The sequence below is a fragment of the Anaerotignum sp. genome (assembly GCF_031981185.1).
Lineage (GTDB): Bacteria > Bacillota > Clostridia > Lachnospirales > Anaerotignaceae > Chakrabartyella.
The window spans coordinates 50,444-71,073 of sequence record NZ_DALYUL010000013.1 but is presented as its reverse complement, the minus strand read 5'-3'; the positions used below and the strand labels follow the sequence as shown (position 1 = coordinate 71,073).

The following is a 20,630-nucleotide window of genomic DNA, read 5'->3' as shown; positions in this document are numbered from 1 at the left end:
GTTCGTTCCGCTGGTAACGTTGCACAGTTGATGGCAAAGGAAGGCAAGTATGCAACAGTAAAGCTTCCCTCCGGTGAAATGAGATTACTGCCCATCGAATGTAGAGCAACTGTTGGTCAGGTTGGTAACTTGGATCACGAACTGATTCATATTGGTAAAGCTGGTAGAAAACGTCATATGGGTATCAGACCTACTGTAAGAGGTTCCGTAATGAACCCTAACGATCACCCTCACGGTGGTGGTGAAGGTAGAGCGCCTATCGGTCGTCCATCTCCTATGACACCTTGGGGCAAGCCTGCTATGGGTTACAAAACAAGAAACAAGCACAAAGCTTCCAACAAGTATATTGTTCGCCGCAGAAACGGCTAATAGATCGGATTGCGTAAGGGCGGCAGCCTAAAGCGCAAAAACACGAAACAAGGAGGATTAAAACATGAGCAGATCACTCAAAAAGGGACCCTTCGCTGATGATCATCTTTTAAAGAAGATTGATGCTATGAATGCAGCGGGCGAAAAGAACGTAATCAAAACATGGTCTCGTCGTTCTACAATTTTCCCCGATATGATCGGTCATACAATCGCAGTTTACGACGGCAAGAAACACGTGCCTGTATATATTACTGAAGATATGGTAGGTCACAAACTTGGTGAATTTGCACTGACAAGAAGCTACAGAGGTCATGGCAAAGACGCAGAAAAGAAATCAAGAGTTCGCTAATATCTGATAACGAAAGGAGGTTTCGTTCATGGCAAAAGGTCATAGAAGCCAAATTAAGAAGGAAAGAAACATTGCAACACAAGAAAAAAGACCCCATGCATCTGCAAAGTATGTTGGCATCCCTGCCACAAAAGCGAAGATCGTTTTGGATCAGATCAAAGACAAGGATGTTATTACTGCAGCGGCATTGTTAAATTATTCCCCAAGATATGCTTCCGAAATCATTGCGAAGGTTTTGAAATCCGCAATGGCTAATGCAGAAAACAACTTGGGTATGGACGTAAACAAATTGTATGTGGAAGAGGTAAGTGCTGATCAGGGCCCCACAATGAAGAGAATCCGCCCTAGAGCACAAGGCAGAGCATATCGGATCCTGAAAAGATCCTGCCATATTTCCATCATTCTCAATGAGAGATAAGGAGGTACGAAATGGGACAGAAAGTAAATCCTCATGGATTAAGAGTCGGTATCATCAAAGATTGGGATACCAAATGGTATGCAGAGAAAGAATTCGCTGACTACCTTATAGAAGATGTTAAAATCAGAAAATTCATCAAATCAAAATTATACACTTCCGGCATTTCCAAAATTGCTATCGAAAGAACTGCTGGCAGAGTGAAGATTACAGTAAGCACAGCGAAGCCTGGTATCGTTATCGGTAAGAATGGTCAGGCAATTGAAGAATTGAAAGCTGACATTCAGAAAATGACAACACAGAAAGTTGCTGTAAATATCGAAGAAATCAAAAAACCTGAATTGGATGCACAGCTGGTAGCTGAAAATATCGCATTGCAGTTGGAAAACCGTGTTACATTCCGTCGTGCAATGAAGCAGTCCATGGGCAGAACTATGAAGTTCGGCGCAAAGGGTATTAAAACATCTGTTAGCGGTCGTTTGGGCGGCGCGGACATGGCTCGTACAGAAAGCTATCATGAAGGTACCATTCCTCTTCAGACACTGCGTGCAGACATTGACTACGGTTTTGCAGAAGCTGATACAACCTACGGCAAGTTGGGTGTAAAGGTTTGGATCTACAAAGGTGAGGTACTTCCTGTAAAAGCAGCGAAAAAGGAAGGAGGCGCTAAGTAATTATGTTAATGCCTAAAAGAGTGAAATATCGTAAGCAGCAAAGAGGCTCCATGAAGGGCCGTGCCCATAGAGGCAACAAAGTAACTTACGGTGAATTCGGTATTATGGCTATGGAGCCAAGCTGGATTACAGCAAACCAGATTGAAGCAGCACGTATCGCTATGACAAGATATATCAAGCGTGGCGGTGACGTTTGGATTAAAGTATTCCCCGATAAACCCGTATCCGCGAAGCCTATCGGTACTCGTATGGGTTCCGGTAAAGGCGCGCCTGAATTCTGGGTAGCGGTAGTAAAACCCGGCAGAGTAATGTTTGAAATTGGCGGCGTTGCAGAAGAAACAGCAAGAGAAGCGTTGAGACTGGCTATTCATAAGCTTCCTATCAAATGTAAAATTGTTTCCAAGGCAGAGGCGGCAGAAATGGCAGGTGATCAGCAGTGAAAACAAAAGGTTATGTAAATGAATTGACAGGTAAGACTGCAGATGAATTACAAAGAGACCTTGTTTCTGCTAAAAAAGAATTATTCAACCTGAGATTCCAAAACGCAACGAACCAGTTGGATAATACAGCAAGAATCAAGGAAGTTCGTAAAAGTATTGCAAGAATTCAGACAGTGATTACACAAAAGGCTAGAGCCGCAGAATAATAATCCGGTCTATTGAAAGGAGGAACTCTTTGTGGAAGAAAGAAATCTTCGTAAAACCAGAATTGGTAAAGTAGTCAGCGACAAAATGGACAAGACAATTGTTGTTGCTGTGGAAGATAAAGTAAAACACCCTTTGTATGGTAAAATCGTAAACAGAACTTACAAACTCAAAGCACATGACGAAAACAACGAATGTGGCATCGGTGACCGCGTAAAGGTTATGGAAACCAGACCTTTGTCTAAGGATAAGAGATGGAGACTTGTAAGTATTATCGAAAAAGCAAAATAATCCTTTTTGGAGAGGAGGCAATCACATGGTTCAACAGGAAACCAGATTAAAAGTAGCAGATAATTCCGGAGCAAAAGAACTCCTTTGCATTAGAGTACTCGGCGGCTCTACAAGAAGATATGCAGGCGTTGGCGATATCATTATTGCAGCTGTTAAAGATGCAACACCCGGCGGCGTTGTGAAAAAAGGCGATGTTGTAAAGGCTGTTGTGGTTAGAACAGTGCACTCCGTGGGCAGAGCAGACGGAAGCTATATTAAATTTGACGACAATGCAGCGGTTATTATCAAAGATGACAAAAACCCCAGGGGTACACGTATTTTTGGACCCGTTGCCAGAGAGCTGAGAGAGAAACAGTTTATGAAGATTCTTTCTCTGGCACCTGAAGTATTATAAGGAGGTGTGCTAAGTGGCTAACTTGAAATTGAAAAGCGGCGATAAAGTCGTTGTAACAACAGGTAAAGATAAAGGCAAACAAGGCAAGATTCTTGCTGTTGATATTAAGAACAACAGAGTTCTTGTAGAAGGCGTTAACATGATTTCTAAACATACAAAGCCCAATGCAAAAAATCAACAGGGTGGTATCATTAAGAAGGAAAGTTATATTCACGCTTCCAACGTAATGTATCTTCATAATGGCAAGGCAACACGTCTTGGTGCTATGATTAAGGACGGCAAAAAAGTAAGAGTTGCAAAAAAGACAGGCGAAGTGATCGACTGATTCTTGGAAAGGAGGTAAACAATGAGCAGATTAAGAGGTTTTTATGAAGCAGAAGTAGTTCCTGAAATGATTAAGAAATTTTCATATACGAACAAGATGGCAGTGCCCAAGCTGGAAAAAATCATTATCAACATGGGCGTTGGCGAAGCAAAGGAAAATGCGAAAATTTTAGATGGTGCAGTAAAAGATATGACTATCATTACTGGACAGAAGCCTGTAGTTACAAAGGCGAAAAAATCCATCGCGGCTTTTAAGCTTCGTGAAGGTATGAATATTGGCTGTAAGACTACACTGAGAGGCAACAGAATGTATGAATTCGCTGACAGATTGATCAACATTGCCCTTCCTCGTGTACGTGACTTCCGTGGTGTGAAGGCAAACAGCTTTGATGGCAGAGGCAACTACACAATGGGTATCAAAGAACAGCTGATTTTCCCTGAAATCGAATATGATAAAGTTGATAAAATCAGAGGTATGGATATCGTATTTGTTACAACAGCTAAGACTGATGAAGAAGCAAGAGAATTGCTTAAATTATTTGGTATGCCATTCGCAAAATAAAGGGAGGGACAAAAATGGCTAAAAGATCTATGATCGTGAAGCAGCAGAGAACTCCTAAGTTCTCCACAAGAGCTTACACACGTTGCAGAGTATGTGGCAGACCACACTCTGTGCTTAGAAAATATGGAATTTGCCGTATTTGCTTCCGTGAATTGGCGTACAAAGGCCAGATTCCCGGCGTAAAGAAAGCAAGCTGGTAAAAGAAAGGAGGAATTCATAATGTCAATGAGCGACCCTATCGCAGATATGCTGACAAGAATCAGAAACGGTAACACAGCAAAACACGATACAGTAGATGTTCCTTCTTCCAAAATGAAGAAAGCAATTGCTGACATTTTGACAACAGAAGGTTATGTAAAGGGCTATGAAGTAATTGAGGATGGTGTAAAATCCACAATTCGCGTTAGCTTGAAATATGGCGCAGACAAAAACCAAAAGGTAATCACAGGTTTGAAGAGAATTTCTAAACCTGGTCTTAGAGTTTTTGCAAACAAAGAGGAACTGCCTAAGGTTTTAGGTGGATTGGGTATTGCAATCATTTCCACAAGCCACGGCTTGATGACAGATAAAGAAGCAAGAAAAGTTGGCGTAGGCGGCGAAGTTATTGCTTTTATCTGGTAATAATAGTTAAAGAAAATAGGAGGTGCAGACCATGTCAAGAATCGGTAAACTCCCTGTTGCAGTGCCTGCTGGCGTTGATGTTAAAATCGGCGAAGGCAACCTGCTGACAGTTAAGGGACCTATGGGTACTTTGGAAAGAAAATTATCCGCTGACATGCATATCGCAATGGAAGAAGGTCAGATCGTAGTTACAAGACCCAGCGATCTGAAGAAGCATAAAGCTTTACACGGTTTAACAAGAACTTTGATTTTCAATATGGTTGTTGGCGTTACACAGGGCTATGCAAAGGTTTTGGAAATCAACGGTGTTGGTTACAGAGCAGCTAAGTCTGGCAAGAAGCTGACACTTACTCTGGGCTATTCTCATCCCGTTGAGATGGAAGATCCCGCTGGTATTGAAACCATCGTTGAAGGTACAAACAAAATTACTGTTAAGGGTATTGATAAAGAAAAAGTTGGACAGTTTGCTGCTGAAATCAGAACAAAACGTCCCCCTGAACCTTACAAAGGTAAAGGTATTAAATACGCTGACGAGAAGATTAGACGTAAAGTTGGTAAGACCGGTAAGAAATAATCAACGCCTGACGGCTTGAGCTATTTATATCGGAAAATGACTGATTTTTAGAAACGGAGTGAAAAACTATGATTAGAAAGCCATCTCGTGCGGCGGCTCGTGTGAAAAGACACTTTAGAATCCGCAATCATGTGAATGGAACTGCACAAAGACCTAGATTGGCAGTGTTCAGATCCAATAAGCATATGTATGCACAGATCATCGATGATGTTACACATCACACATTGGTTGCAGCTTCCACAATGGAATCTGAAATTGCAAGCAAAGTTGAATTTACTTCCACTGTTGCTGCAGCAGCTGTTGTTGGTGAAGTTCTGGCAAAAAGAGCAGTTGAAAAAGGCATTACAGAAGTTGTTTTCGACAGAGGCGGTTTCATTTACCATGGTAAAGTGAAAGCTTTGGCGGATGCAGCAAGAGAAGCCGGATTAAATTTCTAAGGCAAGGAGGAAAGCAAGTTGAAGAGAATCGATCCAAGCACTTTAGATCTGAAAGATAAAGTAGTAACTATCAACCGTGTAACAAAGGTTGTTAAGGGTGGTCGTACATTCAGATTCGCAGCTCTGGTTGTAGTTGGTGATGGCAATGGCCACATTGGCTGCGGCATGGGCAAAGCGGCTGAAATTCCCGATGCCATCCGTAAAGGCAAAGAGGATGCAATCAAAAACATCATCAAAGTTGAAAGAAACGATGTAGACAGCATCTATCATGATGTACAGGGTGTATTTGGCAGCGCTAGCGTGTTATTGATGCCAGCTGCTGAAGGTACTGGCGTTATCGCTGGTGGTCCCGCTCGTGCGGTACTGGAATTGGCAGGCGTACGTAACATCAGAACAAAATCCTTGGGTTCCAACAATAAGCGCAACGTTGTAAGTGCAACAATCGAAGGTTTGTCAAGAGCGACAACACCAGAAGCTGTTGCAAAGCTTCGTGGCATTACTGTAGAAGAACTCTTAGGTTAAGGAGGAATTGACAGTGGCTGAAATTAAAATCACATTAGTGAAATCTACAATCGGAGCAGTTCCGAAACATAAAAAAACAGTGCAGGCTTTGGGACTGAAAAAGACAAACAGCAGTGTCGTTCAGCAGGACAATGCGGCTATCAGAGGAATGATCCATCAGATAAGCCACCTTGTAAAAGTTGAAGAAATTTGATTTGAGGAGGTGCAAAAATGAACTTATGCGATTTGAGACCTGCAGAAGGCTCCAAGGAAAGTGCATGGAGACGCGGCAGAGGTCATGCAACAGGTAACGGTAAAACAGCAGGCAGAGGCCATAAAGGTCAGGGTCAGCGTTCCGGTTCCGGCGGTAAGTGCGGTTTTGAAGGCGGTCAGATGCCTTTATACAGAAGACTTCCTAAAAGAGGCTTCACATGCAGAAATAGTAAAGACATCATTTCCATCAACGTTAACATGTTAAACGTTTTTGAAAACGATGCAGTAGTAGATATCGATGCTTTAAAAGCTGTTGGCTTAGTTAGCAATCCCAGAGACGGCGTTAAGATTCTCGGAGAGGGTGAGCTTGAAAGAAAACTTACAATCAAAGTAAATCAGTTTAGCAAAACTGCGCTTGAAAAGATTGAAGCAGCCGGCGGAAAAGCAGAGGTGATTTAATGTTTAAGATTTTCGTTAATTCCTGGAGAACGAAAGAAATTCGAAACAAAATATTGTACACTCTGATGATTTTCGCAGTCGTTAGATTAGGTACATTAATCGCTTTACCCGGTATTGACGCGGCAAGTGTAATCGCAGCAAGGGGGGCGACTGGTGTTGGTACACTGTATAGTGTAATTGCCGGTGGCGCAAACTCAAGTTGGTCCCTTTTTGCTATGGGTATTGGCCCATACATCAATGCATCGATCATAATGCAATTGCTGACGATTGCGATTCCGAAGTTTGAACAGCTTTCAAAAGAAGGCCCGGAAGGGCGTAAAAAGTTACAGTCTTACAGCAGATATCTGACAGTTGTGTTGGCGCTGATCCAGGGTGCGGGTCTCACATATACTTATCAGAATATGTTCCTGACCAACAGCACGCTGATTTATGCAGCTTCTGTAATTTGTTTGGTTACCGGTTCTGCATTTGTAATGTGGCTGGCTGAGCAGATAACTGCAAAGGGCATTGGAAACGGTTCTTCCATGATTATTTTTATCAATATCGTTTCTAATCTGCCTCAAGGTATTGCAAGTATGTATTATACAATTTCTGGTTCCGGCGTAGCCGGTGTTGCAAAGGTTGCAGCGATTTTGGTTGTTTTGCTGATTGTATTGGCATTTATAGTATGTGTTAATACTGGTGAAAGAAGACTGCCTGTGCAGTATTCTTCCAAAATGGCAGGACACAAGCAAATGGGTGGAAGCAGCACAACAATGCCTATCAAGGTAAATACTGCAGGTGTTATCTCAATTATCTTTGCGATTTCCCTGTTGCAGTTTCCACAGCAAATCGGCAACTTTATCCCCAATAAAGGTGCGACATTTACAAAGATTACAGAAATTCTTAATATGACACATCCCATTGGTGCGTGTCTGTATATTGTGCTTATTTTATTCTTCACCTATTTCTATACTTCTATTGTGATTAACCCCAACGAAATCGCAATGAATATGAAGAAAAATGGTGGATTTATCCCTGGTATCAGACCGGGTCAACCCACAAGCACATATATCACAAAGGTTGTAAACAGAATCACTTTGGTTGGCGCTATTTGCTACTCAATTTTGGCTATGGTACCTGTTGCGCTTCAATGGATATTTAAGATTAACGTAGGCTTTGGTGGTACAACATTAATCATTGTGGTTGGTGTTGCACTGGATATTGTAAAGTCTTTGGAAAGCCAGTTGCTCATGCGCCACTATAAAGGTTTCTTGAGTGAATAATCTTAACCTGCTGGGAAATGCTTAGGCATTTCCCCGGGTTGAATGGGGAGTTCAAAAAGAGAAGGGCTATCTAAAGAAAAGAGGTAATGATTGTTATGAAATTGGTTCTCATTGGTGCACCCGCTGCAGGTAAAGGTACACAGGCTGCACGTCTGGTAAAGCATTACGGTATCGCTCACATTTCAACGGGTGATATGCTGAGAGAAGAAGTTGCAAAGGGTACAGAGCTGGGTATTCAGGCGAAAAGCATTATGGCGTCTGGCGGCTTAGTTTCTGACGAATTAATCATTGCTATTGTAAAAGAGAGAATTCAGAAGGATGACTGCAAAAACGGTTTTATTTTGGATGGTTTCCCTCGTACTGTCATTCAGGCCGAAAAGCTTGAAGAAATGGTAGCTCTTGATAAAGTTGTTTATATTAATGCGCCCGACGAGATTATGCTTGCCAGATTAACTGCAAGAGAAACTTGTCCCAAGTGCGGTGCAACTTTTAATAAATTATTCTTGCCTACAAAGGTTGCTGGTATTTGCGATGTGTGCGGTGAAGCACTGACCCAACGCAAAGACGATACAACAGAGGCAGGACTTGCAAGAATTAAAACATTCCACGAACAAAGTGAGCCTTTGGTTGCATTTTATGAAAAAGAAAACATATTAATCGAAGTGGATGGTACCATGCCGATTGATGAAATCACCAAGGCAATCATAGAAGGTCTGGAGAGATAACATGGCTATCACGATAAAAACAGAAAATCAAATTGGGAAGATGCGTAGAGCTGGGCAGCTTCTGGCAAAAACAGAAGAACTCATTGCAAAAGCTGTTGTGCCTGGTGTAACAACGGCATATCTTGATGGGCTGGCGGAGGACTATATTCGCAGTCAAGGTGGTATTCCTTCCTTTAAAGGCTATGGCGGATTTCCTGCAACCCTTTGTACCTCGGTAAATGAGGAGGTTGTGCACGGAATACCCGGAAAGCGTATTTTAAAAGAAGGCGATATCCTTAGCGTTGACATGGGATGTATCTTAGAAGGCTATCATGGAGATATGGCCAGAACTTATGCAGTAGGCAAAATTTCGGCTGAAGCAAAAAAATTAATTGAAGTGACCAAACAAAGCTTTTTTGAAGGCATAAAATTTGCAAAAGAAGGCAATCATCTCAATGATATAGGCTCAGCTATCCAGAAATACGTAGAAGAAAATGGATTTTCCGTTGTTCGTGCTTATGTTGGCCATGGTATTGGCAAAGAACTTCATGAGGCGCCGGAGGTTCCTAACTTTAGGACATTATCCAAAGGAGTTCAGTTGAAAAAGGGTATGACCCTTGCTATTGAACCTATGGTAAATGTAGGTGATTATAATGTTCGCCTGTTGAAAGATGGATGGACTACGGTTACCAAAGATGGGAAATTTGCAGCGCATTATGAAAATACCATATTGATTACTGACGGTGCCCCCGAAATTCTCACGTTACCCTAATAGACAAGGAAGAATTGAGGTGATTGCGTTGGAATATCAAATCGGGCAAATCGTTTTTTCTAAAGACGGCCACGATAAAGGTGAGGCAATGATGGTTCTTTCCGTTGAAGGCAGGTATTTATATCTGGCCGACGGAAAAACGCGTAGGCTTGAAAAGCCCAAGCGCAAGAAAATGATTCATGTACAGCCTACCAATTTTGTGGACGTAGTTATGGCCGAAAAAATAATTCAGAATGCTTACATTCTGGATGCGGATATTCGTAAGGCTATAAAAATGTATCAAGTAAAAGCAGCAGACTGTTAAGGAGGTTCTTGGCTTGTCAAAAGATGACGTAATTGAAGTAGAAGGAACCGTACTGGAGAAATTACCCAATGCCATGTTTCAGGTAGAGCTGGAAAACGGCCATCAGATCCTGGCACACATTTCCGGGAAATTGCGTATGAACTTCATCCGTATTTTGCCGGGCGACAAAGTATTAGTTGAAATGTCTCCCTACGATCTGTCTAAGGGCAGAATTATTTGGAGAGCGAAATAAGGAAGGAGCGATCACAATGAAGGTAAGACCATCTGTAAAACCTATGTGTGAAAAATGCAGAATTATTAAAAGAAAAGGTCGTGTAATGGTCATTTGTGAAAATCCAAAGCATAAACAGAAACAAGGCTGATATATATTTTATGACTTATCCGAAGGGAATACCTTTTAGAGTCGTTTGATAAATCCGTCAATGTACCGGGAGGAGCATACAGTTAATAGCAGAGGCAGCGTACAGGCTGACGGCTGTTCGCTCTGTTTGTAATGCCCAATGGGTATCAAATTATTTATGCGAAAATTTTTGAAGATGAAATAACTGAGTGAAAATTATAGGAGGTGCAAGATATACATGGCACGTATTGCTGGTGTAGACTTACCAAGAGAAAAGCGCGTTGAAGTTGGTCTGACTTATGTTTATGGCATCGGTCACCCTAGTGCAGTTCGTATTTTGAACGAAGCGGGTGTAGATCTTAATACTAGAGTAAGAGACTTAACTGATGATGAAGTGGCTAAAATTCGTGAAGTCATTGATAAATCCCAAAAGGTTGAAGGTGACTTGAGAAGAGAAATCGCTTTGAATATCAAACGTCTGATTGAAATCGGCTGTTACAGAGGCATCCGCCACAGAAAAGGCTTGCCTGTAAGAGGTCAGAAAACAAAGACAAACGCAAGAACAAGAAAAGGTCCTAGAAAGACCGTTGCGAATAAGAAGAAATAATTGATTTCAAAGGAGGTTTGAATAATGGCTAAGAAAACTGTGAAAAAGACAACAACTCGCAGACGCCGTGATAAAAGAAAAGTAGAACGGGGCCAGGCTCACATTCAGTCTACTTTTAATAATACAATCGTTACAATCACTGATGCTATTGGCAATGCGCTTTCTTGGGCAAGTGCTGGTCAGCTGGGTTTTAGAGGATCCAAAAAATCCACACCTTATGCAGCACAGATGGCTGCAGATACAGCTGCAAAGGCTGCTTCTGACTACGGTCTGAAGACCATTGAAGTTTTTGTAAAGGGCCCCGGTTCAGGTCGTGAAGCTGCAATCCGTGCATTGCAGGCTGCCGGTTTGGAAGTTACAATGATTAGAGATGTAACACCCGTTCCTCACAACGGCTGTAGACCACCTAAGCGCAGAAGAGTATAATCATCAGGAGGTGTAGATAAATGGCAAGAGATAGAGTACCCGTACTGAAGAGATGTAGATCCTTGAACTTGGATCCCATCTACCTTGGTATTGATAAAAAATCCAAAAAGCAAAACTTAAAAGCAAACAGAAAAATGAGCGAATACGGCCTTCAGATGAGAGAAAAGCAGAAAGCTAAATTCATCTACGGCGTTTTAGAAAAACAGTTCAGAGGCTACTATGCTCAGGCTGAAAAAATTGCAAAAAAAGAAGGTATTCCCGGTGAAAACCTGCTTATGCTGCTTGAAATGAGACTGGATAACGTAATGTTCCGTCTTGGTTACGGCAGAACAAGAAAAGAAGCAAGACAGATTGTTCGTCATAAACACGTTACCGTAAACGGTAAGCCTGTGGATATCCCTTCCTATCAGGTAAAGGTTGGCGATACAATTGAAGTAAAAGAAAAATACAAATCCATTCAGAGATATAAAGACGTTTTGGCTTCTACTGATGGCAAAATGGTTCCTGAATGGCTGTCTGCTAACCACGATGCGTTAAGCGGCACAGTTGTAGCAAAACCTACAAGAGCACAGATTGACATTCCTGTTGAAGAAACATTTATTGTCGAGCTGTACTCCAAATAATCTGAAACGGTTGTGCAAAAAAGTCAATCAAAAAGCTGTGGGGCAAAATGTCCCGCAGCACCTTAATATAAAAAAGGGAGGTTTGAATGAGTGTTTGAATTTGAGAAACCTCGTATTGAGATTGCTGAGATGGCACCGGACGGAACTTATGGTAAGTTCGTGGTAGAGCCTTTGGAAAGAGGCTATGGCACAACATTAGGAAATTCCCTGAGAAGAATATTATTATCTTCTCTTCCTGGGGCAGCTGTCAGCAATGTAAAAATTGATGGCGTGCTTCATGAATTTAGCGTAATTCCCGGAGTAAAGGAAGATGTAACAGAAATTATCCTGAACTTAAAGGGAATTGCAATTAAAAACACCAGCGAAGGAAACGAACCCAAAATTGCCTATATTGACGTTGAGGGTGAGGGGGAAGTAAAAGGTTCTGATATTAAAACAGACAGTGATGTTGAGGTTCTAAATCCCGATCATCACATTGCAACACTTTCCGGCGGCGCTGGCAGCAAACTTTATATGGAGATTACCATCAACAAAGGACGCGGTTATATTGGTGCGGACAAAAATAAGAAGGACGACCAACCCATTGGCATGCTCCCTGTTGACAGTATTTTCACGCCCGTTACCAGAGTAAATTTCCTTGTGGAAAATACTCGTGTAGGTCAGATTACCGACTATGACAAATTGTCACTGGAAGTATGGACCAACGGCACCATTGCACCTGATGATGCAGTTAGCTACGGTGCAAAAATTTTAAATGAGCATCTGAACCTGTTTATTGATCTTTCTGATAACGCAAAGGATGCTTCTATTATGGTTGAGAAAGAGGAAGGCAAGAAAGAAAAGGTTCTTGAAATGAGTATTGAAGAGCTTGATCTTTCTGTTCGTTCTTACAACTGCTTAAAGAGAGCGGGTATCAACACAGTGGAAGACCTTGCTAATAAGACAGAAGAGGAAATGATGAAGGTTAGAAATTTGGGACGCAAGTCTTTGGAAGAAGTTTTAAACAAAATGGCAGAGCTTGGCTTGGCATTAAGACCCAGCGACGAATAAGTTCTGCCCGTTACTATTATTACCGTAGGATTACGTCACCACATAAGCCCGAGGAGCAGTGGTGGCGGGCACTATCTTACGGGGATCAACTAGGAGGATACAAACCATGCATGCATCCGGTTATAGAAAACTTGGAAAAACAACACCCCAAAGAAAGGCTCTGTTGAGAAACCAAGTAACAAATTTGCTGTATCACGGCAAAATTAAAACAACAGAAACAAGAGCGAAAGAAGTAAGAAGAATTGCTGAAAAGCTCATCACAATTGCTGTGAAAGAAAAAGACAACTTCGATGAAGTTGAAGTAACAGCAAAAGTTGCAAAAAAAGACGCAAGCGGCAAGCGTATAAAAGAAGTTGTAAACGGCAAAAAAGTAACAGTTTACAATGAAGTTAAGAAAACAGTAAAGAAGGATAAACCTTCCAGACTTGCAGCAAGACGTCAACTGTTGGCTTATCTTTACCCTGTAACTGAAGTTCCTGCTGATGGCAAGAAAGTTAGAACAATGAGTAAAGAAGTTGACATGGCAGCGAAATTGTTTGATGAAATTGCTCCTAAGTATGTTGACCGTAACGGTGGTTATACAAGAATCGTAAAGCTGGGCGCTAGAAAAGGCGACGGCGCGATGGAAGTATTCATTGAATTGGTTTAATAGATAAATGAAAGCGGTTCTCCATTTGGGGAATCGCTTTTTGTATGTCCCTTTGCAATATTTTAATTTAAGCCTACGCATTATTTGTGAAAATATAACAGTTGGTGTATACTGTTCATTATGCCATATGATGAAAATTATTAACATAGACAGATAAACATAAGCATAAGCATGCTTAGCAGTATATTAGGGATTACCTGCATGGAGGTTGAATGTGAAAAAAAGAAAATGCTTCATTACAAGTGCAGTCATAGTTATTCTTCTTCTTTGGAATCAGAAGCCTCCTGAAGGAATAGGAATGACAAATCAGTTTATCGGTACGTATGCTTGTGTAACAATTCGGAATTGTTATATAACAGTTTATGACGAGGGGATATTTTATTATTATATTGAGCATGAAGGTCTATACAACAAAGGATATTTCCGGGAATTTGCCGAAGACACCTATGAGCTGGGTGGAAAGAAAGTTACGCCACAAAGAATTAAGAGCGATAAACGTTCCTTTCAGTTTTCAGATGGAGAAGTTGAATTGAATTTCAAAAAGATAGATGAGATTCCAATGATTACGGAAACAGTATTAAAGTTAGCAGAATAGGTTGTGAGTTGCTATATAGAAAAAAGAGTGGCTATTTTATCGCTGTTCAAGTTGTAAATACATTTTAGAGAAAGGTTTATACAAAATAAAAAGTAGACTATATATAGTCCAATTTATGAAGCTTGCCTATATAATCTTATCAAAATGATATGGGGTGTCGTGAATTTTTATATTTTATATAAGCATCACTAATTTTCCTGTAAGTAAGAAAACTCCTGTGCAGAAAAAATAAGCACAGGGGTTTTATAGAGTTGAAAAGGCATTTTTTATTTTAGTGGAGAACCGATGTCAGAGTAGTATCATTAGGATAGGTCTGTTCTGCGTGAATGGCGGCAGCCTCTTTCTTTTCTTGGTTGTTTTGGATTGCTACAGTCAGAGACATAAATGTTATAAAGGATATGGAAAAAGCCAGAATAGAAGCACCTGCAAGTTTTAGTAATTGTTTTTTCATAAATGTCTCTCCTTTCAAAAAAGAAAACTCTGTTTTTATTATTGTAGCATAAAGGGGGTTAACGTAGGTTACAGTGGGTTTACGATGTTGTTACAGCCACTTTTCTCCTATGTTACCAACAGATTACAGTGATTGAGTTCTATGCTCTAAGAATAACACAAATAGTAGAAGATACCCTTAAGGCAGAATTACGATGTGCTTACGAGAAACTGAAGATTTTATTAAGGGGAGATGCTGTACTTTTTGTATAACAAAGCCGTGTTTTTCTTGACTTTTTTGTGGAAAAAACGTATCCTATTCATAGCTGTGAGCATTATTTGTCATAGACTTAAGAGGATAAAAATCCTTTATAGAAAAGGTGAAATTATGAAAATGGTGAAGGCCGAAGGTTTGACGTATGAATATACCAAAATGCTTGAAACAGACCACGGCACTGAAGAAGAAAAGGTTTCTGCTTTAAAAGCAGTTGATTTAGAGATTGAAAAAGGTGAATTTGTAGTTGTTTTAGGACATAATGGCTCAGGAAAATCTACCTTTGCAAAGCACATTAATGCATTGCTGGAACCCACAGGGGGCAATTTATGGGTGAATGGCATGGATACAAAAAATGGAGACTTAATTTGGAAAATTCGTCAATCTGCAGGCATGGTTTTTCAAAATCCTGATAATCAATTGGTGGCAACAGTTGTGGAAGAGGATATTGCCTTTGGTCCAGAAAATATGGGCATTGCGCCGGAAGAAATTCGCCAACGGGTAGACGAGGCTTTGGCTACCGTTCATATGCAAAAGTATGCAAAGCACACGCCTTCAAAGCTTTCTGGCGGTCAGAAACAACGTATAGCCATTGCAGGTGTGCTTGCCATGAAACCCGACTGCATTGTTTTGGACGAGCCTACAGCCATGCTGGACCCAGTTGGACGCAAAGAGGTAATGGAGACCATTGAACGCTTAAATAAAGATGAAGGCATTACCATTATACTGATTACCCATTATATGGACGAGGCAGTCCGTGGGGATCGGGTTTATGTGATTGATGATGGCGAGGTAGTGATGGAGGGCAAACCTAAGGAGATTTTTTCTCAGGTTGAGCGGTTACAGCAGTACGGCTTGGATGTACCGCAAGTGACGGAGGTTGCCCATCTTTTACGCAAAGAAGGCGTTGACATACCCGCAGATATTTTAACAGTCGAGGAAATGGTAGGTGCACTATGTCAATTAAAATTAACCACTTAACATACATTTATAATCCAGAAACGGCTTTTGAAAAAAAAGCACTAGATGATGTTACTCTGGAAATTAAAAAAGGTGAATTTGTTGGACTAATCGGGCATACAGGCTCGGGCAAATCTACCTTAATACAACATTTGAATGGAATTATCACCCCAAGTAAGGGTGAAATTTTATTAGACGGAGAAAATATTCATAGAGATAAGGCAAAACTTAAAGAGGTGCGGCGGCGCATAGGTTTAGCATTTCAATACCCAGAGTATCAGCTTTTTGAAATGACGGTATATAAAGATGTAGCTTTTGGACCTACCAACATGCAATTATCTAAGGAAGAGATTCACACAAACGTGGTTGCTGCATTAGAAATCGTAGGAATTGGGCCTGAGCTATACGAAAAATCCCCCTTTGAGCTTTCTGGGGGGCAAAAGCGCCGTGTTGCCATTGCTGGGGTTTTGGCCATGAATCCTGAGGTATTGATATTGGACGAGCCAACAGCGGGTTTAGACCCCAAGGGGCGTGACGAAATACTACAATCCATCAAGCATCTTCACGAAGAGCGAGGAATAACGGTTATTTTAGTGAGCCATAGCATGGAGGATGTTGCCAAACTGGTTGATCGTATTATTGTGATGCATGAAGGCAAGGCTGCCATGGAAGGAACTCCTCAAGAGGTTTTTTGCCATGTAAAGGAGCTGGAAGCTATGGGACTGGCGGCACCCCAAGTAAGCTATGTATTTGCGGCACTAAAAGAAAAAGGCGTTGATGTACCGTTGGATATTTTTACAGTGGAGGATGCGAAAAAAGTGTTGATGAATTTGGTAAGGCAGGTGAGGGTATGATTCGGGATATTACCATAGGGCAGTATTATCCGGTGGAGTCCCCAGTCCATCGCCTAGATGCCAGAGTTAAACTTGCCTTGACCTTTCTGTATATTATTACATTGTTTATGATTAATAGCTTTGCGGGGTATTTGTTTGTAATTTTGGTTTTGGCAGCAGTGATTCGGGTGTCTAAGGTTCCTTTAAAGTTTATGCTTAAGGGGATTAAAGGCATAATGATAATCATTTTATTTACAGCTTTTATCAATCTTTTCATGACAAAGGGAGAGCAAATACTTTGGCAATGGGGATTTTTGAGCTTATCCGTGGAAGGAATTATTTTGGCCGGGAAAATGTGTATTCGATTGGTACTTTTGATTGTAGGATCTTCTGTGCTGACTTTGACCACTACACCCATTCAATTGACGGATGGCATTGAGTTTATGCTTCGTCCATTCAAAAAAATTGGGGTACCTGCCCATGAAATTGCAATGATGATGACAATTGCTCTGCGCTTTATTCCCACATTGCTGGACGAAACAGATAAAATTATGAAAGCCCAACAGGCAAGAGGCGCGGATTTCGATTCGGGAAACTTAATGCAAAAAGCGAAAAGTTTGATTCCTATTCTTGTTCCCCTTTTCATCTCCGCCTTTCGTCGTGCTGAGGAGTTGGCAATGGCTATGGAGGCAAGATGCTACCATGGAGACGAAAATAGAACTCGTATGAACCGTATGCAAATGCAAAAAAGAGACTACAGTGCATTTGCTTTGGGGATACTATATCTAGTAGCGATACTTGGCATAAGATATGTAACAAATATATTTACATTTTTAATTTAAGTTTTGGATATCTATAAAATCGAATTCTAGCTAAAAGCAAAAGTATATATAAAATTTATATTCAGAATGAATCAGTGTTCTGAATTCCATCTATTCTAGTGAAAATTTACTGGATAGTTGGAAGGTACTTAACTTAGAAAATTTGTGAAAATAGATATGACCTTATAAAGCGATCGTTAAAGGGGAGGCTTGCATCTCCCTTTTCTTAATGTCAGGAGGCATCTTGTGAAGCGTATACTATTGACCATCGCCTATGATGGAACCAACTATAGCGGATGGCAAAAGCAATTGTCGCCGGAAGTCATAACTATTGAGGGGCAATTGGAGAGGGCGCTAAGGGTTTTGTTTCGTTCCCCAAATTTAACCTGCATTGGCGCAAGCAGAACGGATAGGGGTGTGCATGCCCTGGGACAAAGGGCAATAATAGATGTGGAAACAACGATACCTGTTGAAAAAATTCCTTTTGCCATTCGCCCTCTGCTTCCATCGGATATTGTTGTGGTAAATGCACAAGAGGTTCCGACTGAATTCCATCCAAGGTATGATTGCATTAAAAAGACCTATGAATATCGTATTTGGAATGGTCCCATGCAAAATCCTAAGGAGAGGTTATATTCAACATTTGTATATAGTCCCCTAGATTTGGAAAAAATGAATAGAGCTGCACGAGACTTTATTGGTACCTACGATTTTAGAGCATTTTGCGCAGCAGGGAGCACTGTTTCCTCGACGGTACGAAGCATTTTTGATTGTTACGTAAAGGGAGAGGGCAATGTAATTTCGATTTATGTGACTGGTGATGGCTTCCTATATAATATGGTAAGAATTATGGCCGGTACTTTAATTGCTGTTGGTCATGGAAAAATACCCGCTGATAATATTTTAGAAATCATTCAAAGTGGGAATCGGGAAAAGGCTGGCATAACGGCAGAGCCACAAGGCTTGACGTTGCAGGAAATTTATTATGATTTGCCAGGAAAAGCTGTTGACAGGAAGGGTTGAATGTACTATAATTAAAAAGCTGTATTTTGATTTTAGAGCCTTTTGGCTTTAAATATATGTTTCTCAAGGTGGGATCCAATAAGTTATGTGAAAACACATAATGGAGATTGACCGTTTTGTTCCCGCGAAACGGCAAAGTCAACGGATCAAACAAATTATGAATAGGGAGGTAAAAACCATGAGAACAACTTACATTGCGAAGGAATCTGATGTAGTAAAAAAGTGGTATTTGGTTGATGCTGCTGATATGACTTTAGGTCGTATTTCTACAGAGATCGCAAACATTTTAAGAGGCAAGAATAAACCTCAGTATGCACCTAACGTTGATATGGGTGACTTTGTTGTCGTTATCAATGCTGAGAAGGTTGCTGTAACAGGCAAAAAATTGGAGCAGAAGTTATATCATCATCACTCCGGTTACACAGGTGGTTTGAAAACAACCAGACTGGATAAAATGCTGGAAACACACCCTGAAAGAGTTATTGAACATGCTGTAAAAGGTATGCTTCCTAAAAATGCTCTGGGAAGAAAGATGTTTGGCAAGTTGCATGTATATGCAGGTGCAGAACATCCCCATGCAGCACAGAAACCCGAAAAATTGGAAATTAAATTTTAATAGGAGGAGGAAAGCATAATGGCAGCAGCTAGATATTACGGTACAGGCAGAAGAAAATCTTCCGTAGCTAGAGTATATTTGGTACCCGGCAACGGAAAAGTAACAATAAATAAAAGAGATATCAACGAATATTTTGGTCTTGAAACATTGAAGCTGATTGTTCGTCAGCCTTTGGAATTAACAGAAACAACAGCTAAGTTTGATGTTTTGGTTAATGTAAATGGTGGCGGATTTACAGGTCAGGCAGGTGCGATCAGACACGGTATCTCCAGAGCATTACTTCAGGCAGATGGCGATTACAGACCTGCTTTGAAAAAAGCTGGTTTCTTGACTCGTGACCCTAGAATGAAAGAAAGAAAGAAATATGGTCTCAAGGCAGCAAGACGTGCGCCTCAGTTCAGCAAGAGATAATTATTTCGATTTTATACGAAACAACAAAACCCCGAAAACATCATGTTTTTGGGGTTTATTTTATTGTCTTCATTCGCTTCAGCAGTATGATATATGGCAATGAAAAAAGGGAAATGACACGCAAATGACACGCAAATGACACAATGCTTTACAAGAATGCCTGCGCTGTTTTCTGAAGCCCCTTATATTTTTTTTAAATGATTTTGGAACTTAACACAGGCGTATTTTTCCTGAAAATCAATAATCCTAGGTTATTACAATTAAGAATAAATCCTTTATATATCAACTGCGATAGAATATGAAAAATAAAAATTGTCTTACAGAAAAAAGCAAATGTGTTTTAGTTTTGTAGTAAAAAAAATGAAGAAAAGACACTTTTTTAATATAATAATAAATATTAATGATTATTTTAGCACTATTGACAAACTTTGTGACAAAAAGAGATCTAGGGAATGCAAAATTTTGCATTAGCATGAACTTCAATATAAAAAAATATAATGTTGGTAGTAATATTTTGCTATTTTGGTTATTGACAGGTATGAAAAAGGGTGGTATATTTTGAACAAAGATTCAATATGTTGAATTAATTCAAAATATTGAACGATTCATCATGAATCTGGCCTGTTATTCTGCGTTGCAGCCATGGAAATATGGGCATTGGAATTTTACTTATTTATTTTTTTGAAGGAGGAGATATTATGACGGGTACAACTTTAATTAGTGCTGACAACACGTGGGCGCTCATGGCTATCACTTGTGGCTGGGTTGCATTTTCCATTTATGCAGAACAGACATGGGCTTGGGCCTCTAAGCTTTCCGGTGCAATTATTGCGCTGATTGGGGCATTGCTATTAACAAATTTTAACATTATCCCCACAAACGCACCATGGTTCGACGACATTATTTGGGGCTACGTGGTTCCATTGGCAATACCACTGTTGCTGCTACAGTGTGATATTCGTAAAATTTGGAAAGAATCGGGAAAGCTGCTGATTATTTTCCTGATTGGATCAATTGGTACTACATGTTCAGCTGTTTTGGCGTTCAATTTATTGAAGAACAGTGTTCCTGATGCAGCAGGTGTTGCAGCGATGATGACGG

37 protein-coding genes are annotated in these 20,630 nt (G+C 40.6%); 36 read left to right on the top strand and 1 reads right to left on the bottom strand.

Going from position 1 to position 20,630, the window contains the following annotated elements; genetic code table 11:
- From rplB to RTK36_RS08935, 29 genes are all read left to right on the top strand, one after another.
- Positions 1 to 369 (top strand): 50S ribosomal protein L2 (rplB, locus tag RTK36_RS09075; protein WP_312046383.1); only part of this gene is annotated, 369 nt, incomplete at its 5' end.
- Between the two features lie 64 nt (positions 370 to 433).
- Positions 434 to 718 carry a 30S ribosomal protein S19 gene (gene rpsS, locus RTK36_RS09070; protein ID WP_066047591.1) on the top strand — a complete coding sequence of 95 codons (285 nt, stop codon included), beginning with the start codon at positions 434 to 436 and terminating at the stop codon, positions 716 to 718.
- Positions 719 to 746: 28 nt separating this feature from the next.
- Entirely contained in the window at positions 747 to 1,136 is a 390-nt protein-coding gene (gene rplV, locus RTK36_RS09065) for a 50S ribosomal protein L22 (RefSeq protein ID WP_312046380.1), read from the top strand.
- A gap of 11 nt (positions 1,137 to 1,147) precedes the next feature.
- On the top strand, positions 1,148 to 1,807 hold the full coding sequence (gene rpsC / locus RTK36_RS09060; RefSeq protein WP_312046378.1) for a 30S ribosomal protein S3: 660 nt from the start codon (positions 1,148 to 1,150) through the stop codon (positions 1,805 to 1,807).
- Between the two features lie 2 nt (positions 1,808 to 1,809).
- A complete protein-coding gene (gene rplP / locus RTK36_RS09055) occupies positions 1,810 to 2,247 on the top strand; it encodes a 50S ribosomal protein L16 (RefSeq protein ID WP_066047596.1) in 438 nt (145 codons plus the stop codon).
- Positions 2,244 to 2,453, top strand: coding sequence for a 50S ribosomal protein L29 (gene rpmC / locus RTK36_RS09050; RefSeq protein WP_256147913.1), 210 nt, complete (start codon positions 2,244 to 2,246; stop codon positions 2,451 to 2,453). Before rplP ends, rpmC begins: the two co-directional genes overlap by 4 nt.
- 31 nt (positions 2,454 to 2,484) lie before the next feature.
- Positions 2,485 to 2,742 carry a 30S ribosomal protein S17 gene (gene rpsQ / locus RTK36_RS09045; RefSeq protein WP_066047601.1) on the top strand — a complete coding sequence of 86 codons (258 nt, stop codon included), beginning with the start codon at positions 2,485 to 2,487 and terminating at the stop codon, positions 2,740 to 2,742.
- Positions 2,743 to 2,767: 25 nt separating this feature from the next.
- Positions 2,768 to 3,136, top strand: coding sequence for a 50S ribosomal protein L14 (rplN, locus tag RTK36_RS09040; RefSeq protein WP_312046376.1), 369 nt, complete (start codon positions 2,768 to 2,770; stop codon positions 3,134 to 3,136).
- 13 nt (positions 3,137 to 3,149) lie between these two features.
- Complete coding sequence (rplX, locus tag RTK36_RS09035; RefSeq protein ID WP_312046374.1) at positions 3,150 to 3,461, top strand: 50S ribosomal protein L24; 312 nt, start codon at positions 3,150 to 3,152, stop codon at positions 3,459 to 3,461.
- Positions 3,462 to 3,482: 21 nt separating this feature from the next.
- Positions 3,483 to 4,022: a 50S ribosomal protein L5 gene (gene rplE / locus RTK36_RS09030; RefSeq protein WP_312046372.1), complete on the top strand. Its 540-nt coding sequence runs from the start codon at positions 3,483 to 3,485 to the stop codon at positions 4,020 to 4,022.
- Positions 4,023 to 4,036: 14 nt separating this feature from the next.
- A complete protein-coding gene (locus RTK36_RS09025) occupies positions 4,037 to 4,222 on the top strand; it encodes a type Z 30S ribosomal protein S14 (RefSeq protein WP_066047615.1) in 186 nt (61 codons plus the stop codon).
- A gap of 19 nt (positions 4,223 to 4,241) precedes the next feature.
- The gene (rpsH, locus tag RTK36_RS09020; RefSeq protein WP_312046370.1) at positions 4,242 to 4,643 is read left to right on the top strand and encodes a 30S ribosomal protein S8; all 402 of its coding nucleotides are present in this window, start codon (positions 4,242 to 4,244) and stop codon (positions 4,641 to 4,643) included.
- Positions 4,644 to 4,674: 31 nt separating this feature from the next.
- Positions 4,675 to 5,217, top strand: coding sequence for a 50S ribosomal protein L6 (gene rplF / locus RTK36_RS09015; protein WP_312046368.1), 543 nt, complete (start codon positions 4,675 to 4,677; stop codon positions 5,215 to 5,217).
- A gap of 68 nt (positions 5,218 to 5,285) precedes the next feature.
- Positions 5,286 to 5,654 (top strand): 50S ribosomal protein L18, encoded by a 369-nt coding sequence (gene rplR, locus RTK36_RS09010; RefSeq protein ID WP_312046366.1) that lies wholly within the window; start codon positions 5,286 to 5,288, stop codon positions 5,652 to 5,654.
- Between the two features lie 18 nt (positions 5,655 to 5,672).
- A complete protein-coding gene (rpsE, locus tag RTK36_RS09005; protein ID WP_066047622.1) occupies positions 5,673 to 6,176 on the top strand; it encodes a 30S ribosomal protein S5 in 504 nt (167 codons plus the stop codon).
- A gap of 13 nt (positions 6,177 to 6,189) precedes the next feature.
- A complete protein-coding gene (gene rpmD / locus RTK36_RS09000) occupies positions 6,190 to 6,369 on the top strand; it encodes a 50S ribosomal protein L30 (protein WP_304509525.1) in 180 nt (59 codons plus the stop codon).
- A 17-nt stretch (positions 6,370 to 6,386) separates the two neighbouring features.
- On the top strand, positions 6,387 to 6,827 hold the full coding sequence (gene rplO / locus RTK36_RS08995; protein WP_312046365.1) for a 50S ribosomal protein L15: 441 nt from the start codon (positions 6,387 to 6,389) through the stop codon (positions 6,825 to 6,827).
- Positions 6,827 to 8,092: a preprotein translocase subunit SecY gene (gene secY / locus RTK36_RS08990; protein ID WP_312046363.1), complete on the top strand. Its 1,266-nt coding sequence runs from the start codon at positions 6,827 to 6,829 to the stop codon at positions 8,090 to 8,092. The genes rplO and secY overlap by 1 nt, the downstream gene beginning before the upstream one ends.
- Positions 8,093 to 8,178: 86 nt before the next feature.
- Positions 8,179 to 8,817, top strand: coding sequence for an adenylate kinase (locus RTK36_RS08985; protein ID WP_312046361.1), 639 nt, complete (start codon positions 8,179 to 8,181; stop codon positions 8,815 to 8,817).
- Between the two features lies 1 nt (position 8,818).
- A complete protein-coding gene (map, locus tag RTK36_RS08980) occupies positions 8,819 to 9,568 on the top strand; it encodes a type I methionyl aminopeptidase (protein ID WP_312046359.1) in 750 nt (249 codons plus the stop codon).
- A 19-nt stretch (positions 9,569 to 9,587) separates the two neighbouring features.
- Positions 9,588 to 9,872 carry a KOW domain-containing RNA-binding protein gene (locus RTK36_RS08975; RefSeq protein WP_312046357.1) on the top strand — a complete coding sequence of 95 codons (285 nt, stop codon included), beginning with the start codon at positions 9,588 to 9,590 and terminating at the stop codon, positions 9,870 to 9,872.
- Between the two features lie 13 nt (positions 9,873 to 9,885).
- A complete protein-coding gene (gene infA, locus RTK36_RS08970; RefSeq protein WP_312046355.1) occupies positions 9,886 to 10,104 on the top strand; it encodes a translation initiation factor IF-1 in 219 nt (72 codons plus the stop codon).
- Positions 10,105 to 10,120: 16 nt separating this feature from the next.
- On the top strand, positions 10,121 to 10,234 hold the full coding sequence (rpmJ, locus tag RTK36_RS08965) for a 50S ribosomal protein L36 (protein WP_004034721.1): 114 nt from the start codon (positions 10,121 to 10,123) through the stop codon (positions 10,232 to 10,234).
- 216 nt (positions 10,235 to 10,450) lie between these two features.
- The gene (rpsM, locus tag RTK36_RS08960; protein WP_066047632.1) at positions 10,451 to 10,819 is read left to right on the top strand and encodes a 30S ribosomal protein S13; all 369 of its coding nucleotides are present in this window, start codon (positions 10,451 to 10,453) and stop codon (positions 10,817 to 10,819) included.
- Between the two features lie 24 nt (positions 10,820 to 10,843).
- Complete coding sequence (rpsK, locus tag RTK36_RS08955) at positions 10,844 to 11,245, top strand: 30S ribosomal protein S11 (RefSeq protein WP_312046353.1); 402 nt, start codon at positions 10,844 to 10,846, stop codon at positions 11,243 to 11,245.
- Between the two features lie 20 nt (positions 11,246 to 11,265).
- A complete protein-coding gene (rpsD, locus tag RTK36_RS08950; RefSeq protein ID WP_312046351.1) occupies positions 11,266 to 11,868 on the top strand; it encodes a 30S ribosomal protein S4 in 603 nt (200 codons plus the stop codon).
- Between the two features lie 90 nt (positions 11,869 to 11,958).
- Positions 11,959 to 12,918, top strand: coding sequence for a DNA-directed RNA polymerase subunit alpha (locus RTK36_RS08945; protein WP_312046349.1), 960 nt, complete (start codon positions 11,959 to 11,961; stop codon positions 12,916 to 12,918).
- 106 nt (positions 12,919 to 13,024) lie between these two features.
- Positions 13,025 to 13,567, top strand: a complete 543-nt coding sequence (locus RTK36_RS08940) for a bL17 family ribosomal protein (protein WP_312046347.1) — start codon at positions 13,025 to 13,027, stop codon at positions 13,565 to 13,567.
- Positions 13,568 to 13,781: 214 nt separating this feature from the next.
- On the top strand, positions 13,782 to 14,162 hold the full coding sequence (locus tag RTK36_RS08935; protein ID WP_312046345.1) for a hypothetical protein: 381 nt from the start codon (positions 13,782 to 13,784) through the stop codon (positions 14,160 to 14,162).
- A gap of 271 nt (positions 14,163 to 14,433) precedes the next feature.
- Here RTK36_RS08935 and RTK36_RS08930 read toward each other — a convergent pair whose 3' ends face one another.
- Entirely contained in the window at positions 14,434 to 14,613 is a 180-nt protein-coding gene (locus tag RTK36_RS08930) for a hypothetical protein (RefSeq protein WP_312046343.1), read from the bottom strand.
- A gap of 366 nt (positions 14,614 to 14,979) precedes the next feature.
- Here RTK36_RS08930 and RTK36_RS08925 point away from each other — a divergent pair, with 366 nt between their 5' ends.
- From RTK36_RS08925 to RTK36_RS08895, 7 genes are all read left to right on the top strand, one after another.
- Positions 14,980 to 15,846: an energy-coupling factor transporter ATPase gene (locus RTK36_RS08925; protein ID WP_312046341.1), complete on the top strand. Its 867-nt coding sequence runs from the start codon at positions 14,980 to 14,982 to the stop codon at positions 15,844 to 15,846.
- Positions 15,822 to 16,679, top strand: a complete 858-nt coding sequence (locus tag RTK36_RS08920) for an energy-coupling factor transporter ATPase (RefSeq protein ID WP_312046339.1) — start codon at positions 15,822 to 15,824, stop codon at positions 16,677 to 16,679. The genes RTK36_RS08925 and RTK36_RS08920 overlap by 25 nt, the downstream gene beginning before the upstream one ends.
- On the top strand, positions 16,676 to 17,500 hold the full coding sequence (locus tag RTK36_RS08915; protein WP_312046337.1) for an energy-coupling factor transporter transmembrane component T family protein: 825 nt from the start codon (positions 16,676 to 16,678) through the stop codon (positions 17,498 to 17,500). Before RTK36_RS08920 ends, RTK36_RS08915 begins: the two co-directional genes overlap by 4 nt.
- 225 nt (positions 17,501 to 17,725) lie before the next feature.
- Entirely contained in the window at positions 17,726 to 18,502 is a 777-nt protein-coding gene (gene truA, locus RTK36_RS08910; protein WP_312046335.1) for a tRNA pseudouridine(38-40) synthase TruA, read from the top strand.
- Positions 18,503 to 18,680: 178 nt separating this feature from the next.
- Complete coding sequence (gene rplM / locus RTK36_RS08905) at positions 18,681 to 19,118, top strand: 50S ribosomal protein L13 (protein ID WP_312046332.1); 438 nt, start codon at positions 18,681 to 18,683, stop codon at positions 19,116 to 19,118.
- Between the two features lie 18 nt (positions 19,119 to 19,136).
- Positions 19,137 to 19,529, top strand: a complete 393-nt coding sequence (rpsI, locus tag RTK36_RS08900; protein WP_312046330.1) for a 30S ribosomal protein S9 — start codon at positions 19,137 to 19,139, stop codon at positions 19,527 to 19,529.
- Positions 19,530 to 20,227: 698 nt separating this feature from the next.
- Positions 20,228 to 20,630 (top strand): DUF819 family protein (locus RTK36_RS08895; RefSeq protein ID WP_312046329.1); only part of this gene is annotated, 403 nt, incomplete at its 3' end.